The organism is Sphingobium sp. AP50 (genome assembly GCF_900109095.1).
Taxonomy (GTDB): domain Bacteria; phylum Pseudomonadota; class Alphaproteobacteria; order Sphingomonadales; family Sphingomonadaceae; genus Sphingobium.
Genome location: NZ_FNYZ01000014.1, coordinates 108015 through 122874, shown reverse-complemented (window position 1 = coordinate 122874; position 14860 = coordinate 108015). Strand labels below are relative to the sequence as shown.

The window sequence follows — 14860 nt, the reverse complement described above, 5'->3', positions numbered from 1 at the left end:
AGCTCCAATGTGTTACCATGTGTGCGCTAGCTTCTGTGCGGTAGTCTTGCGGAGATGAGATTGACTCATTTGTTATTCTCTGTCTTCGTTCGTATGCGATGAGGACGGCCCATCATAACCTGAGGAGTTTCATTTTATCAGGCTGGGCTGTGCGCTGATACTGAATCATGCTTATGGATCAGCGTGGATGTAAGGCCCAGTAGCGGGCTGGCTCCTATTCGTGTTATTCTGATTACACTCGCGTCTGTCCGATTTCCGAAGGGCACCCCGAACCTGTTGCGCGGGGGAGACGCGAATGCCGTACGTCAGCGAAGGGAGGGCTAGGTCCCGGCAAAGAGGCTTGGCCGTCTGGCGCCTGGCTACTTTGCTCTTTGTTACTCTGTTCATCGGGGTGACCGGCGGTTTGGCTGCGGATTCGTCAACACCCGACACGCTACCAGGCTGGGCAAAATCCTCGCTCGCGAAGCGTGATGGTGCGCCTTCCTCCATAAGGACGATTACGCAGGACGGGCCCGGTGCTATCTGGATCGCCTCGGCTGGAGGCCTGTACCGGTACGATGGCGTAAACTTCGAACGCATCCCGACCCCGCGGGCGTCGCCGTCCCTCGCTGAAGCTGTGGTTACGCTGTTAGCCACCCCTGATGGAGACCTATGGGTCGGTCACGATTATGGCGGACTGTCGCTACGCCGCCACGACGGAACGACCCGTGTCCAAAGTTTGCCGGGAACGGCTTTCTTTATGGCTCGCGGCCCGGACGGAACCGGCTGGTACATGGCGGCGAGTGGTCATATTGTGACAATCTACCGACTGGACGGCGAGCGCTGGATCGCTGTTGCCAAAGATAAGTTGCTGGGCTTGGGCGGAACCAGCTTCGTCGTGGCTCGCAACGGATCGCTCGTCTACGTTCTCGATGGGAAGCTCAAGGTCCTTCGCGCTGGCCGCAAATCTGTAGAAACGGTGATGGCGACTTCGATTGACGCGCACGTCGCAGTCTCGCCGCGCGGAGAGTTGTGGCTGTGGTCGAAGGGCGTGCTTACGCAATGGACGGCCCAATCTGATGGCGGCATCGTTCGCATCGCTGGTAGCGAGTTCAAGATGGCGGTATCGTCGCTTGCGCTTCTTGCGTTCGATCGGTCCGGAGCCCTTTGGCTGGGAGACGGCTCGGGGAAAATCGATCGCTTCGAACGGACCCATTCGAAGGAATTTCCGTGGCGCCTGGTTGGAGCGTCGCCGTTTGAGCGGGGCGAAGTCAGTTATGGTTTCTCCGCGTTTGTTGACCGTGAGAACGGGCTCTGGCTAGCGGGCAAGGCGGGACTTGAGCGGCTCGCCAAGACCGCTTTCGATGTCCCGACCGAGCTGGTGGGCCGCGAGGGAATCAATTTCGACCATTCAGCAGTGCGCGACGGCCTTGGAACAGTGTGGCTGCGCGAACATGAGACGATCTTCTCTATCACGCCCGAAGGCGCACTTTTGAAGCGATCCTTCGTGCTTCCTTATAAAGCGAGCTTCTGTCCCGCTTCGACGGGCGGACTGTGGGTTCCCGCACCAGGCAAGCGCCTGACCATCGCCGGTGGTTCGTCGCGTCCAGCCCTATCGCTCGTGGACACTACGGCGTTCGGCACGTCGAATGTGTTGCATTGCGTTGAGGACAGCCGCGGGCGTTTGTGGGTCTCAGACTATTCACGACTGAAGCTTCTAGGTCCGGCTGGCGCGAGGACGGTAGATTTTGGGAAGTACACCGAGCACACCGCTAACCTCACACTCGCAGCCGATCACCAAGGAGGCGTTTACGTCTACATCGGCCGTGTCGGGCTGTTCCGCTCGAATGGTGACCAGTCAACCCTTTTGCTGAGCCAAGGCCAACTTCCGGTGGGTTTCGCAGAGGTCGTCTTTCAAGGCACGCGCCATCTCTATCTGGGCGGCGATCGCGGATTGTTGCGGTATGACGGACGGCGGTTCACGTTCCTCTCTCGCGACCGCTTTCCATGGCTCACCTTCGTGTCCGGGATTGCCGAAACACGAGACGACACCTGGGTGCAGGGTATCAATGGTGTTGCGCGGCTTCGGACAGCCGACCTCGACCGGGCGTTTGGCGACCGGAATTTCAAGCCGCCCGTGCATCTGTACGATTCGGCCGACGGCATCCCGGGCAACGCGGTCTTCTGGAACGTGAATAGTTTAGCTTCGGATGCAGAAGGACGCGTATGGGTTATGACGAGCGGCGGCCTCGCGCGCTTCGACCCGGCGCGTGGCACCAACGCAACTGCACCGCCGACCGCTGTCATCACCCAGATACGCGCCCGCAGTGTATTCGGCCCGGCTCCTACCGCTATACGTCTCCCGAGCGGCACCACACGGGTCGAAATCCGGTTCACCGCCTATCGCTATGCCGATCCCCAGCGCATGCGCTTTCGGTACACCTTGTCGAACGTCGATAATGTCTGGGTGGACGGGGGGACGAGCAGAAGCGCTACCTATACCGCGCTCAGCCCCGGTACGTATCACTTCCGCGTCATTGCCGCTGATCGCAATGGGGCATGGAGCACCGTGGCAGCAGAGACGACATTCACGATCGCGCCGACTTTCTTACAAGGCTGGTTGTTCAAGGCGTTGTGCATTGTGGCAGCGCTCTTGCTAATTACCGTCCTATATAAACTCCGCCTTCACTACATGGCGAACCGCATACGGCAGCGAATGGAGACGCAACTTCACGAACGAGAACGTATCGCCCAGGACCTTCACGACACCCTGCTGCAAAGCGTGCAAGCTCTTATCATACGCGTTCATGGCCTTTCGCTTCGCCCCAGCATCGATATGCCCACTCGCGACGCGATCGCTAGCGTGCTGGACGAGACCGAACGCGCGCTCGCCGTCGGACGCGAGCATGTTGCGGGATTGAAGCGCGCGCGCACCGTTGCTCTGCATCGCCAGATTGAAGAAATTGCAAGTGGGTCGCCTGTAGCCGAAGATGTGCAAATTTGCGTCGATACCGAAGGCGAAGAGCGCCTTCTCACGCAGTTGGTTGCCGAGGAGGCTAGCCTAGTTGCAGGCGAGGCGTTCCGAAATGCTGCGCGTCACGCGCAAGCCAGCAATATCCGGGCCACAGTCAAATATTCACCGGACTGGCTGGAGATCACGGTAGCCGACGATGGCGTTGGAATCGACGAGGAGGTTCTGGTTCACGGGGGACGCGAAGGTCATTTCGGGCTCAGTGGCATGCGGGAACGCGCCATCCGTATCGGCGGGAGGCTTAACATCGATAGCGGACCATCCACCGGGACAACCGTTCAACTCATCGTTCCCGCGCGGCTTGCCTATAAGGTCGACCATACCCGCAGATCTGGGTTCTGGCGCTGGCGTCGCTAGAGCGATGATATCGGAGGTCAGCTACCTAGCGTCGCTGAACCCTGAAGTTCGCTGTCGGTCGGTAAGTTTGCGTCAGATCGTGTGAAGATCGATACGTCAAAAGCGCAGGCGCTTTGACTTGTCCTCTGCTTCCTATTTGGCATGCCGTATTGCTTGAACGATCGGTCGCTTGTCAGGCAGGAGGCGCTGTCCGAGCACGGCACAGCGCCCCCGGAACGGTGTTCAGCTTTTGATAAAGTCGAGCACGTCCTGATTGAAGGCATCAGGCGAAACCTGGGCTAAGCCGTGGGATCCGCCGGGATATGTTTTCAATGTGCCGTTCGGGACAAGCTTGATTGTCTTGTGGGCGGAGGCAGCGATCGGCACGATCTGATCGTCTTCGCCGTGGGCGACGAGGGTCGGGATCGTCATTTTCTTCAGATCCTCGGTGAAGTCGGTCTGCGAGAACTCATAGATGCAATCGAAGGCCGCCTTTACACCCGCTTGAACACCCATCAGTTCGAAAGTGTCGCGCAAGCCTTCGGCGACCTTCACGCCCTCGCGGTTGAATCCGTAGAAAGGCACCGACAATTCCTTGAAGAAGCTTGCCCGGTCGGCGAGCGTGCCCGCGCGGATATTGTCAAAAACCTCGAGGGGCGTCCCCTCGGGATTGCTTTCGCTTTTCAACATGATTGGAGGCACGGCGCCGAGCAGAACCGCCTTGGCGACCCTTGCCGTTCCGTGCCGCCCGATATAGCGGGCAACTTCGCCGCCGCCGGTCGAATGGCCGATCATAATGACGTCGCGCAGGTCAAGCGCTTCGATAAGTTCCGCCAGATCGTCGGCATACTGGTCCATATTGTTGCCGTCCCAAGTCTGGTCCGAACGCCCGTGACCGCGCCGATCATGTGCAATCACACGATAACCTCGCGCACCGAAAAACATCATCTGATGGTCCCAGGCGTCAGCTGCGAGCGGCCATCCATGCGAAAACGTTATGGGCTGGCCCGATCCCCAATCCTTGTAGAAAATCTTGGTACCATCTTTGGTGGTGATCGTGCTCATCATGCAGCTCCTTGAGAAGGGACGGTGGTGCTGGTGACGATCTATGCCGAACGGGCCCATAGAGCTTTCGTGCGACCGTATGCTGGCAGGAGACGATCGTCTGACCCTCTCATACCAGTGTCTGACTTGTACAGCCGCCGGCGCCTGTCCGAGCAGGATAGCGCTTTCTGCATGGCGCCTGGCCATGGCGCGTCTGGAGTTGCGTCGCGAAGGCGCAGTCTCGCTTACAGACTTGCCCAACAGGGATCGCACGGTTGGCATACCCCTGGTTCGAAGATGTCTGCGCGCGACCCTGCAATCTTCATTGCATACATGATGCAAGGAGGCGACGACGCATCGATTGGCGATGCAGTTCAGCAGTTTGGCGCAGAAATCACTCAGGGTAGGGAGGCGCTGCCGACCGTCCCGCGCAAATTCCAGCGCCTATCGATCGATTTCAATAGTGTGAGGTTCGCTCGTTGGGAGGGCGCTTATTTTGGGTTTGCTTTGGTGACATGTCTAGCTGTGCATATTGCGGCCACAACAGCTAGTTCTATTGTGCGAATACCCACGGGACACGCGGCTAGGCGGGGTGCATGTGCTCGCGCTCTTGTGACACAGACCAGCTTCAGGGATCATGCCAGCCAGCCACGCGTATAATTTCGAAAGCGGCGCGGACAGTGCAGATGGGAACTATGTCACGCACGGAGCGCGGCAAGAGACGAAGGACGAGCAGAGGTGACAGATCAACCGCTGATTACGATCGTCGACGATGACGCCGGCATCCGGTCGTCGCTCGATGGTCTCGTCCGCAGCTTGGGCTATCGCGTAGCGCTGTTCGATAGCGCGGAAGGATTTCTTGAATCGCAGGCAGCGAGCGAGTGCGATTGCGTCGTCAGCGACGTTCAGATGCCAGGGGGGATGACGGGAATCGAGCTTATTTCCGCGCTGAAGGCGACCGGTCGTACAGTGCCGATCATCCTGATCTCCGCTTTCACAGGACAGGATGCGCGCGCTGAGGCCCAGAAGGCGGGTGCGTACTGCGCGTTGCGCAAGCCGTTCGACGGCGAAGACCTCGTCACCTGTATTGAGCGCGCGCTCACTGATTGAGTCCCGACCCTACGGGCGCTCAAGGCGCCTGGGTCTGGACCACAGCTCCCCTTTTGCCATCAACCGATGTGGTGATAACCAGATAACGCTTCGCTTCCGATGCGTCCGGCCGAACAATCTGCCGGATGGGACCTGTGGCGTTCACGATCGCGGCGCCTGCCGGATTGGTCATAAATTTTGCAAGGGGTTCAAGACTTCCGCTCCCATCGGAGCGATCTGACAAGGCCAGGACGTAAGGCTGCTTCGGTGCAAGACCGGTTACGGCTGCCTGAAGGATCTGGATCAAGCCTTGATCGAAGAGGGTGACCGTCGTGAGCGGCGTCTTGCCATTGACCGCTGCCAGTGACAGGTGAGCGGTGTTGCCAGCAATGCCCAACGGTTGCAGGTTACCGGTTCCAGCCCCAGTAGCGACAGCGCCAGGAACATAAGCGATTGCTTGTGGTGCCTGACCAATTGGTATTTGTGCCACCACCTTGTTTGTCGCGGTGTCGATTGCGGCGAGGGCGTCAGCGTTTTCGAGGCCAACATAGATCCGCGTGCCGTCGCCAGACGGCCATACACCATGGGGAAGGGCACCAACGTCGATGTCTGCAACGGACGCGAACGTGTCGGTACGATATGCCTTCACCTGGTTCGTTCCGCCGATCGTAACATAGGCGATGAGCCCTCGGGCCGTACGAGCAAAGTTCACGTGATTGGTAATTGGTCCCGTGTCGATGGTCTTGAGGACCGTGAATGGCGGCCGCGCGGAGAAAATGACAGTCTTGCCGACATCCTTCAGAGTGAACCATACTTGCTTACCATCTGGCGTCGCTGCGGTATTGGGGCAGAATGGACTGGGCTGCACAACCCGGCCTGCGGGCTTGCGATCAGCGACGTCGATTACGACAAGTTCGGGATTGAAAGACGAGCATATATAGGCGTAGCGCCCATCGGGCGAGAAGATCGTCATACCGGGCCCGCCCGGCGTTTTCACGCGCGCTTTTTCGACATAGGTCGTAGCGTCGAGAACGGCTATATAGTCCTCTCCGCGCACGGTCACCCAAACTTCCTTGCCATCGGGCGTGAAAAAGGCTTCGTGGGGGCTGCGACCGACATAGGTCGTGTGCTTGACACTGTTTGTGGCCGTGTCGATGAAAGTGACGGAATTGGAGCCGATCGAGACCACCGCTAGTGTGCGGCCGTCTGGAGAAAATCCAAGCCCGTGGACCAGAACTTGCCCTTTATAGAGGGGCGAGAAGTTCATAGGCTGGGGCTCGCCGAGCCGAATAACCCCCAACAAGGTGTTGGTCGATGGATCAGACACTGACACCGTGTTCGAGAATTGTTCGGCGGCATAGATCCGATCGCTGCCGGAAATGGGTTTGTCCTTTGCTGCCCACGGCGCCTGCTGTGCGTGGGCTACGCTAGTGGACATGACTATGGCGGCAAGTGCAGCGAAGGTCTTCATTGCGGCGCGTCTCCTACAGAGGTGTGAACATGGGTTGGACTGGTGGGAACAGGCGCGCTCGCTGGCAGTGGAAGGCCTACTGCCATGCGCATAGCCGCGATCTCCTGCTGCTGATCGACGATGATCTCTTGGGCGATCCGGCGCAGTTGCTCGTTTTTGCCGAATCTCAGTTCGGCAATTGCCATGTCGATCGCGCCTTGATGATGCGGCTCCATCGCCGCGACAAAGTCTCTATCGACGTCGCCGGTTGGCGTGGTCTCCATGGCCGCCATCATGCGATCCATGGCTCCCGATAGGAGTTCTGCGAATTCGGTGGGCGCTTTGGCCTGGGCGGTCGCTGCGATGCCAATGGTCAGCCCGAACGCGGCCGCTAGCAATGTTTTGCCGTGGCTATCCGATATCCTGCGAGTGCAAGCCGCCAAGGACCTCATCAAGCCAGTCAATGCCCTCGAACGGTTAGCTGAATTCTGTGTGCGCATGTCGGAAACTCTTGTGAAGGTATCTCTGGGGGCGAATGTCGGTCATCTGAGCCGCTTGTGATTGGGCAGCGTTCCGGAATCGTGGCGTGGCTCCCCAGGCCCGTCGGTCCGTGCCGCAGCAAGATAGCTGCCAACGATGAAAACGAGACCGCCTGCGACATTGCCGATCGAGACAATCACGAGGTTGCGGCCAACGCCGAACAGGTCGATCGTTGATCCCGGCGCCAGAAGACCGAGCGTGAGCGCAGTCATGTTGGCGACAGAATGTTCAAAGCCTGAGGCGACGAACGCCATGAGGATCCAGGCTAGGACGATGCATTTGGCTGCGTCTCCCTGCACCCGGGCTGCCGTCCAGATTGCCAGGCAGACAAGCCAGTTGCACAACACGGCTCTTGCAAAGAGTGCGCCGGTCGTGCTCGCGACCTTATGGCTGGCATATAGGTGAAGGGCATCGGCCGTCCCGGCGAAGATCGAGCCTCCTCCGCCAGCGTTGAAAAGAGCACATAGCGCCATTGCGCCGGCCAGGTTGCCTAGCCACACAACTACGAGCAGGCGCGCGATGTCGTAGCCACCGACGGTATGCCGCGCGAGACCAAAACCCAGATACATCACGTAGCCAGTGAAAAGCTCAGCACCCGCAAAGACGGTCAGGATCAGGCCGATACCGAAGACCGAGCCCATGACAAGTGGTCGCAAAGCCGCCGGAATGCCGGAGCCTACGCTCAGGGCAAGGATCATGGCGATACCGATATATGCGCCGGCGCAAGCTGCCGCGATAAAGAAGCCGGCTGGTGATCGCTTCAAGGCATCTGCCTTTTCGCGAGCTAGTTCTGCGAAATGCGTTATCGTGGGCTCATACATCGTCGGGTATTCCTCCCCATCGGGCGGGCGCGAGATCCCGTAAAATGCTCGCGGTGACCCGATTTGCATCCCAGTGCGTTGCGGGTAACGACCCTATTCTTTGCCCGTCATGGTGTAAGGACAAGCTGGTACAAACCAAGCATACGTAGGTATGAAAGTACGAGAGCCGCGCGTCGTCGACTGCTTCGTTTTTGCGTCGTGCAGATTTATAAATCACGCGACCACGCTCATACCCATGACCGTGTCATCCGGCGCATTTGTTTTCTCGGCTGCATGGCGCGCGCGCCGATCGTTGATCCATTCGGCGCGGGCGACCGGATCGATATCCAGACCGTCGAGCACGGCCTCTACCGTATCAAGACCGCTAGACCCTGCACGCTCGACGATTGGCTGAAGTCCAGCCTCGGCGAACCTTACCGCTTCGGCGGTGGAGGAAACGACGGCAAGCCGGGTCACATATGGAAAATAATGCTGCGCTATCGGGGTAATGCGAGAAGCGATATCCAACAACGGCTCGGTGAGTACGCTGATACGACGTCCGGCAAGCGAGACCGGCTCCCACATTCGCGGATCGGTGATGTCGCCGAAGGCAACTCGATATCCATCCGCAAGCGCCTCGCGAAGACGACGCTGGTCAGATTCCATCGCCATGTAGCCGATGTCGAAATGCCCCAGCGCATCGGCAATCGCACGGCCGACCGGGCCCATCCCGACAATGAGTACGGGGCCCAGGGCTGCGTTGGGGAGGAGTTCGGGGTCCTCGATGCCTGACCGGTTCGCCCGCAGACGCCCTGCTAGAGTGCGTCCCCATGTGGCGATATTGGGCGTGATCACAAGCGTCAGGGCAACAGCCGGTACGATGACGGCTGTTAGTTGCGGGCCCAACAGCAGTTGTACAGGCGGGAGACTGAAAATCACGAACGCGAATTCGGAGCCTTGCGCGAGCAGGAATGCGAGATGCACAGACCCGGGGACCGACCATTGGAATAGTAGGCTGGCGGCCATGTTTGCCGTGATCTTCAGGCCGAGGAGACCGGCTGCGGCAAAGACAATCAAATACCAATGGGAAACGACAGACTCGACATCGAGCGATAGGCCTACGGAGACAAAGAAAAATCCCAGCAGGAGTCCTCGGAAGGGCTTGATCTCTGACTGGATGATCGGCCGGAACGGAGTGTCGGCGAGCATGGCGCCGCCAAGAAATGCGCCAAGGGTGACAGAGAGGCCGAGGCTGCCCGTCACCCAGCCCGTCGCAAGCGCGACGAGTAGAGCCACTGCAGTGAAGATTTCCTCGTTCCGCGCGCGCGCAATGATATTGAGAACAGGCTGAACGGCAATCTTGCCGAGAAGCATTGCCGCGCCAAAACACGCCGCAGCTTTGCCGAGCGCGTCGATCGACGTTCCGATCGGCGAGGCACCCGAGCCAATGGACGCGGCAATAATTAGGACAAAGATTCCAGCGAGGTCCTGGAAGACAAGTATGGCTGTAGCGGTGACGCCGACAGGGCAATCCTGTTGATGGCGATCTGCGATGATCCGAGCAACGACGGCTGTCGAAGATAGGGCAAGCGTCGCGCCAAGAAGCAATGCTGCGCCAAAAGCAATGCCAGACATCCAGGCAATTACACCGACGATGGATGTGGCGATTGCAACCTGTGCCGGTCCGAAGCCGAAGATGTCGCTAGCTTGTGCACGAACCTTTCGAAACGAGAAGTGCAGGCCAATATCAAACAGCAGAAACAAGACGCCAAGTTCAGCAAGCACGTCGATCGTCTGCTGCGACGGCCCGAGCGGTAGTCCAACGGCTTTGAGCACAAGGCCAAGAGTTAGGTAACCCACGATCGGGCTGAGACCGATCCAACGCGACAAGATCGCTGCGCCGATGCCGAATGCGAGTAGAACAATCACGGGCATCAGCGCAGAGAGCAGATGGGTGCTGGTCATGACGATAAGTCTGGCCTGACCGAGCGGGGCGTTGCGGGCATTGATCTTCCTTGCTTTGAACGACCCGCCACACGGGACAATAGAGCATTTTGTCACGCAAAAGGCTAAATCGATGCGCGGATGCTCGCCATTAGCCTCGCGTATGGTTGCTTCGCACGATCAGCACTGCTCTCAACCCACGGAAAGCGCCTCCAGCTCCTCGCTCATTGTCCACAGTTGGCGAGCCGCCTCAGGATCTGCCGCCCATGTCCGGACGCCTTCGGGCCGCGGGTCATCTCCCTCACGAAGTGGGGCGATGTCGCAATTCTCGCAGTAGACGCCGCCCTTTTCCGCGAGCATCGGACTGCTGGCGCACCAAAGGGCCGTAGCGGCACCTTGAGGGATTGATTTTAAATCCCGTTCGGGATCGATCCGGACGCCGCCATTCTCATCATAGGCACCAAAGGCCGCGATCTGCTCACGCGTGAGATGACGCGCGAGATCCGTGAGAATTGAGCCGGGATGCACCGAAAAGGCGCGGACCCCCCTGGACGACAAGCGGCGATCGGCTTCGAGTGCAAAAAGCGCGTTGGCCGTCTTCGACTGTCCGTAGGCCTTCCAAGGATCATAGGGACGCGTTTGGAACTGAGGGTCAGTGAAGTCGATGGCGGCGAGGCGGTGAGCGCGCGACGACAGCGCGATAATCCGAGCGCCGTTCGCCGCCTCAAGCAGCGGGAGCAATCCCGCCGTGAGTCTGAAAGGTGCTAAGTGATTTACCGCGAAATGCATTTCGCGACCTCGTGTATCGCGGCCAAGGGGCGATGCCATGATGCCAGCCGAGTGGATAAGGATATCCACGTGCCTCCTGGATTGGTGCATTCGGTCGGCAAATGCGTCGATTGCCGCGCTATCTGCGAGGTCGACCGGGAAAATCTCTACCTTGTCTATGGCTGCCAGGGCAGCTTTGGCTTTGTCCAGCGATCGGGCGGGGACGATTACGTCTGCGCCAGCATTCTGCAAGGCTTTCGTCATTTCCGCACCCAGCCCTGAATAGCCGCCAGTGACGATCGCGACCTTGCCTTCCAAGCTGATACCGGAAAGCACGTCTTGTGCGGTGGTGAAGGCGTTGAACCCGCTGTTGAGTGAAAATTGAGGCGTTGTCATTCTTGCTCCGATCTTGAAGACGCGATATCGGCGGAACACGCGGACGATCAAGCCGGTAGAGTCCAAGAAACTGCAATGAGCGTCCAATGATGGATCTTTTATCATCCGTGCTGCGCATGGTTCATGCTCGAGCCGGCCTGTCGGGCCGCTTGCGCGCGGGCGGCGATTGGTCCTTGCGCTTTCCTCCGCCAGATGAGGTCAAATTCAATGCAGTCGTTGAAGGAGATTGCTGGCTGATCGCAGATTCGGAACCGGAGCCCATACACCTGCGTGCGGGCGACAGTTTCCTGCTCGTCAAAGCTCAGTCTTATGTGCTGACGAGCAATCCCCTACTCACGCCTCTGCCTGCGGGAACCGTCTTTAGTTCGTTGGTTGATGGCATTGCCGTTGCAGGAAGCGGCGTCGGGACGTTGGTGATCGGCGGTCAGCTGGCGCTTGAGCAGCGCAGCTCTGCCTTGCTTCTTGGACAGCTGCCTCCCCTTGTGCTTGTCCGCGCGGACAAGGCAGCGAGCGAGGATCTGCGATGGGCGCTGCACCTGCTTGTTGGTGAAGTCGGCACAGGCGAACCTGGCAGTTCGCTTCTTGCCGATCATCTCGCCCAGATGATCGTCATCCTCATCTTGCGGGTCTTCCAGGCGAGCGGAGGCGCGCCCATCGCCGGATGGATGCGCGGATTGGGCGACCGTCAGGTTGCGGCCGCGCTTCACGCCATCCAAACAGAGCCAGCAAGGTCCTGGAGCGTACGTGATCTCGCAGCGGCTGTGGGAATGTCTCGTACCAGCTTTGCCGGACGCTTTGCGCAACTGGTCGGTCTTGGTCCGATGGGCTATTTGACCGAGTGGCGTGTCCAGCTCGCTGCGGACTTACTGGGACGCGAGACTATATCGCTCGCTGCTGTTGCGGCCAGCACGGGTTTTGCGTCAGAGGGTGCGCTGACGGCTGCGTTCCGAAGGCGCTTTGGCATGACGCCAGCGCGCTATCGACGCACGCTGTTAGTCGGAAGCAAGCTGGCGTGATCGAGGGTCAGGCGGCCGATATGCCCCCGCCCTTTTGTACTTCGCCTTGGGTTGGAGCCTTGCCCTCACCCTCGAGCTGAACTTTCCCGCGGAAGACCCAATATGCGTAACCAACATATCCCAGAATGACCGGCACGATGCCGACGAGTAGCCATGCCACGATCCTTTGAGTTCGCGGTGCGGACACGGCGTCAGCTAACGGCAGAACACCGGGAATTGCATCGGGCCAGACACTGACCCCGATCCCAGCGAGTGCAAAAATGAATATGCAGACCGCGCTGGCGAACGGGCGCCAATGTTGGGCGTGCCACAGGTTGCGCCATGTAAGGGCCCAAGCGATCACGCTGCCAAGCGGAAGGGGGGCCAGAAATAAAGGATTGGGCCAACTGAACCAACGCGTCCAGATCGAGGAGAGCGCGAACGGGGTCCATGCGCCGACCAACAGGAGCGCGGCGGCGGTCACCAGTAACGCTGGCCGTGCAATCTCGCGTGCGAACGTCTGCGTTGCGCCTTCGGTCCGCCAGATCAGCCAGCCAGCGCCAAGGACAGCATAGCCCGCCGCGAGCCCGACACCAACGGCCATTGGAAAAAGTCCGACCCAGTCGAAAGGGCCTCCAGCGAACCGACCGTCGACGACGGCGATCCTCGACGAAATAAGCGATCCCAAAACGGCGCCTTGGCAAATGGCCGCAAGCAGCGATCCGCCTGCAAAGGCCGCTGACCACGCAAGGCGCGAGGCCCCGCTCTGGGACCGGAATTCGAATGCGACACCGCGGAGTACCAATCCAAACAACATCAGGGCGAGCGGCACGTAGAATGCCGGAAGCAAAATCGAGAACGCCACGGGAAAGCCGGCCAATAGGACCATGCCGCCGAGAACGAGCCAGGTCTCGTTGCCATCCCAGATGGGCGCGAGTGAGGTGATCATCATGTCGCGGTCCGCACTGCGGGGCGCGAACGGGAACAGAATTCCGACGCCAAGGTCGAAGCCGTCGAGGATCACGTAGAGCCCAATGCCGAGCGCCGCCATGATCGCGAAGAAGAGCGTGTATCCATCGGGCGTCATGACGGGTCTCCGGCGGGTGTTGGACTAAGCACCGGCGCGATGGCTTTGGCCGCGACCGGCCGGGTTACCGGCGGTAGCGGCTTGTCGGTGGCAGGACCCCGCCACACCAGACGGCCGGCGAACCACCAGAATCCTAGAAGAAGCAGGTTATAAAGTACGAGGGCGATCACCAACGAACTGGCAACGGCACCCGCCGCGACCGGAGAGACAGCATCGGCTGTGCGCAGCTGGCCGTAAATCACGTAGGGCTGGCGTCCGACCTCGGTGACGGTCCAGCCCGCCAATGTCGCGACGAACCCGAGTGGCGTCGCCGCCATGGCCGCGAGTAGGAACCAGCGTTGGTTGAAGAGCTTGCCCCGCCAGCGCAGGAAGAGCGCCGTCCAGGAGATCGCGAGCAAAGCAAGGCCGCAGCCCACCATGATGCGAAACGCAAAGAACACGGGCACCACTGGTGGCCGCTGGTTCTTCGGGAAGTCCTTCAGACCACGGACTTCACCGTCGAGCTCATGCGTGAGGATGAGCGAGCCGATGACGGGGATCTCGATCGAGTAGCGGTTGGTTTCGGCCTGCTCGTCGGGCCATGCGATTGCGGTGATGGGAACGCGACGCGCGGTTTCCCATCGCGCTTCGATCGCTGCGATCTTGGCGGGCTGATGCTCACGGGTATTCAGCCCGTGCTGGTCGCCGATGAAAATCTGGAGCGGCACTAGGACCGCAAGGAGGCCCAGCGAAAGCGAAAAGGCGGTTCGGGCCGGCGCCGCTTCGCTTTCGCGACCCCGCCAGATCCAGAAGGCCGAGACTCCGGTCACGACGAATGCGCCGGTGACGAAGCTCGCCATGATCATGTGAGCAAACCGATACGGCATCGATGGATTGAACACGACGCCCCAGAAGTCGGTCGCAACGAAACGGCCGCCCTCCTCGATCTGGTAATGGACTGGGGTGTGCATCCAGCTGTTGGCCGAGATGATCCAGAAGGCTGAAATGACTGTGCCCGTGGCGACGATCACGCAGGCAGCGAAGTGGATTCGTTCGCCGACGCGCTCTTGGCCGAACAGCATGATGCCGATGAAGCCTGCCTCCAGGAAGAAGGCGGTAAGTACCTCCAGCACGAATAGAGGCCCGAGCACATCGGCCGTTGCTTTCGCATAGCCTGACCAGTTGAGACCGAGTTGATAGGAGATGACCACCCCGGTGACGACGCCCATCCCAAAGGCAAGCGCGAAGATCCGGATCCAGAAGCGCATCAGCTGGCGATAGACATCCCGTCGCGTACGCAGCCAGGCGCCGTTGAGCACGACGACGAACCAGGCGAGCCCGATCGTGAAGGCAGGCCAGAGGATGTGGTAGCCGATCGTAAAGGCGAACTGCAGTCGCGAAAGGAGGAGTTGGTCCATGGGC

At 59.7% G+C, this 14860-nt stretch carries 12 protein-coding genes; 4 read left to right on the top strand and 8 right to left on the bottom strand.

The window, feature by feature from the left end; translation table 11 throughout:
• Positions 1-340: 340 nt before the first annotated feature.
• Complete coding sequence (locus BMY84_RS20020) at positions 341-3367, top strand: sensor histidine kinase (protein WP_177204096.1); 3027 nt, start codon at positions 341-343, stop codon at positions 3365-3367.
• A gap of 222 nt (positions 3368-3589) precedes the next feature.
• Here BMY84_RS20020 and BMY84_RS20015 read toward each other — a convergent pair whose 3' ends face one another.
• The gene (locus BMY84_RS20015) at positions 3590-4411 is read right to left on the bottom strand and encodes an alpha/beta fold hydrolase (protein WP_093086014.1); all 822 of its coding nucleotides are present in this window, start codon (positions 4409-4411) and stop codon (positions 3590-3592) included.
• Positions 4412-5128: 717 nt separating this feature from the next.
• Here BMY84_RS20015 and BMY84_RS20005 point away from each other — a divergent pair.
• Complete coding sequence (locus BMY84_RS20005) at positions 5129-5500, top strand: response regulator transcription factor (RefSeq protein ID WP_093086011.1); 372 nt, start codon at positions 5129-5131, stop codon at positions 5498-5500.
• A gap of 19 nt (positions 5501-5519) precedes the next feature.
• Here BMY84_RS20005 and BMY84_RS20000 read toward each other — a convergent pair whose 3' ends face one another.
• Together BMY84_RS20000 and BMY84_RS30525 are read right to left on the bottom strand one after the other, a co-directional pair.
• Entirely contained in the window at positions 5520-6950 is a 1431-nt protein-coding gene (locus BMY84_RS20000) for a YncE family protein (protein WP_093086009.1), read from the bottom strand.
• Positions 6947-7225 carry a DUF305 domain-containing protein gene (locus BMY84_RS30525; RefSeq protein WP_256215327.1) on the bottom strand — a complete coding sequence of 93 codons (279 nt, stop codon included), beginning with the start codon at positions 7223-7225 and terminating at the stop codon, positions 6947-6949. Before BMY84_RS30525 ends, BMY84_RS20000 begins: the two co-directional genes overlap by 4 nt.
• Between BMY84_RS30525 and BMY84_RS30520 the strand changes: the two genes are divergently transcribed.
• Positions 7212-7490, top strand: a complete 279-nt coding sequence (locus BMY84_RS30520) for a hypothetical protein (RefSeq protein WP_256215326.1) — start codon at positions 7212-7214, stop codon at positions 7488-7490. The genes BMY84_RS30525 and BMY84_RS30520 overlap by 14 nt on opposite strands.
• On the opposite strand, the gene BMY84_RS19990 is transcribed toward BMY84_RS30520, so the two are convergent.
• From BMY84_RS19990 to BMY84_RS19980, 3 genes are all read right to left on the bottom strand, one after another.
• Positions 7472-8290, bottom strand: coding sequence for a formate/nitrite transporter family protein (locus BMY84_RS19990; RefSeq protein WP_093086008.1), 819 nt, complete (start codon positions 8288-8290; stop codon positions 7472-7474). The two genes, BMY84_RS30520 and BMY84_RS19990, sit on opposite strands and share 19 nt — an antisense overlap.
• A 213-nt stretch (positions 8291-8503) precedes the next feature.
• Positions 8504-10234, bottom strand: coding sequence for a cation:proton antiporter domain-containing protein (locus BMY84_RS19985; protein WP_093086006.1), 1731 nt, complete (start codon positions 10232-10234; stop codon positions 8504-8506).
• 171 nt (positions 10235-10405) lie between these two features.
• Positions 10406-11428, bottom strand: coding sequence for an SDR family NAD(P)-dependent oxidoreductase (locus BMY84_RS19980; protein WP_256215325.1), 1023 nt, complete (start codon positions 11426-11428; stop codon positions 10406-10408).
• A 35-nt stretch (positions 11429-11463) separates the two neighbouring features.
• Here BMY84_RS19980 and BMY84_RS19975 point away from each other — a divergent pair, with 35 nt between their 5' ends.
• Positions 11464-12393: an AraC family transcriptional regulator gene (locus BMY84_RS19975; protein ID WP_093086004.1), complete on the top strand. Its 930-nt coding sequence runs from the start codon at positions 11464-11466 to the stop codon at positions 12391-12393.
• A gap of 7 nt (positions 12394-12400) precedes the next feature.
• Here BMY84_RS19975 and BMY84_RS19970 read toward each other — a convergent pair whose 3' ends face one another.
• Together BMY84_RS19970 and BMY84_RS19965 are read right to left on the bottom strand one after the other, a co-directional pair.
• Positions 12401-13459 carry a cytochrome d ubiquinol oxidase subunit II gene (locus BMY84_RS19970; RefSeq protein WP_093086002.1) on the bottom strand — a complete coding sequence of 353 codons (1059 nt, stop codon included), beginning with the start codon at positions 13457-13459 and terminating at the stop codon, positions 12401-12403.
• Entirely contained in the window at positions 13456-14856 is a 1401-nt protein-coding gene (locus BMY84_RS19965; protein WP_093086000.1) for a cytochrome ubiquinol oxidase subunit I, read from the bottom strand. Before BMY84_RS19965 ends, BMY84_RS19970 begins: the two co-directional genes overlap by 4 nt.
• Positions 14857-14860: the final 4 nt, after the last annotated feature.

Coding starts and splice junctions, on each gene's coding strand:
- BMY84_RS20000 (WP_093086009.1), bottom strand. CDS start 6,950: ATGAAGACCTTCGCTGCACTTGCCGCCATAGTCATGTCCACTAGCGTA.
- BMY84_RS30525 (WP_256215327.1), bottom strand. CDS start 7,225: ATGATGGCGGCCATGGAGACCACGCCAACCGGCGACGTCGATAGAGAC.
- BMY84_RS19985 (WP_093086006.1), bottom strand. CDS start 10,234: ATGACCAGCACCCATCTGCTCTCTGCGCTGATGCCCGTGATTGTTCTA.
- BMY84_RS19975 (WP_093086004.1), top strand. CDS start 11,464: ATGATGGATCTTTTATCATCCGTGCTGCGCATGGTTCATGCTCGAGCC.
- BMY84_RS20015 (WP_093086014.1), bottom strand. CDS start 4,411: ATGAGCACGATCACCACCAAAGATGGTACCAAGATTTTCTACAAGGAT.
- BMY84_RS19965 (WP_093086000.1), bottom strand. CDS start 14,856: ATGGACCAACTCCTCCTTTCGCGACTGCAGTTCGCCTTTACGATCGGC.
- BMY84_RS19990 (WP_093086008.1), bottom strand. CDS start 8,290: ATGTATGAGCCCACGATAACGCATTTCGCAGAACTAGCTCGCGAAAAG.
- BMY84_RS19970 (WP_093086002.1), bottom strand. CDS start 13,459: ATGACGCCCGATGGATACACGCTCTTCTTCGCGATCATGGCGGCGCTC.
- BMY84_RS30520 (WP_256215326.1), top strand. CDS start 7,212: ATGGCCGCCATCATGCGATCCATGGCTCCCGATAGGAGTTCTGCGAAT.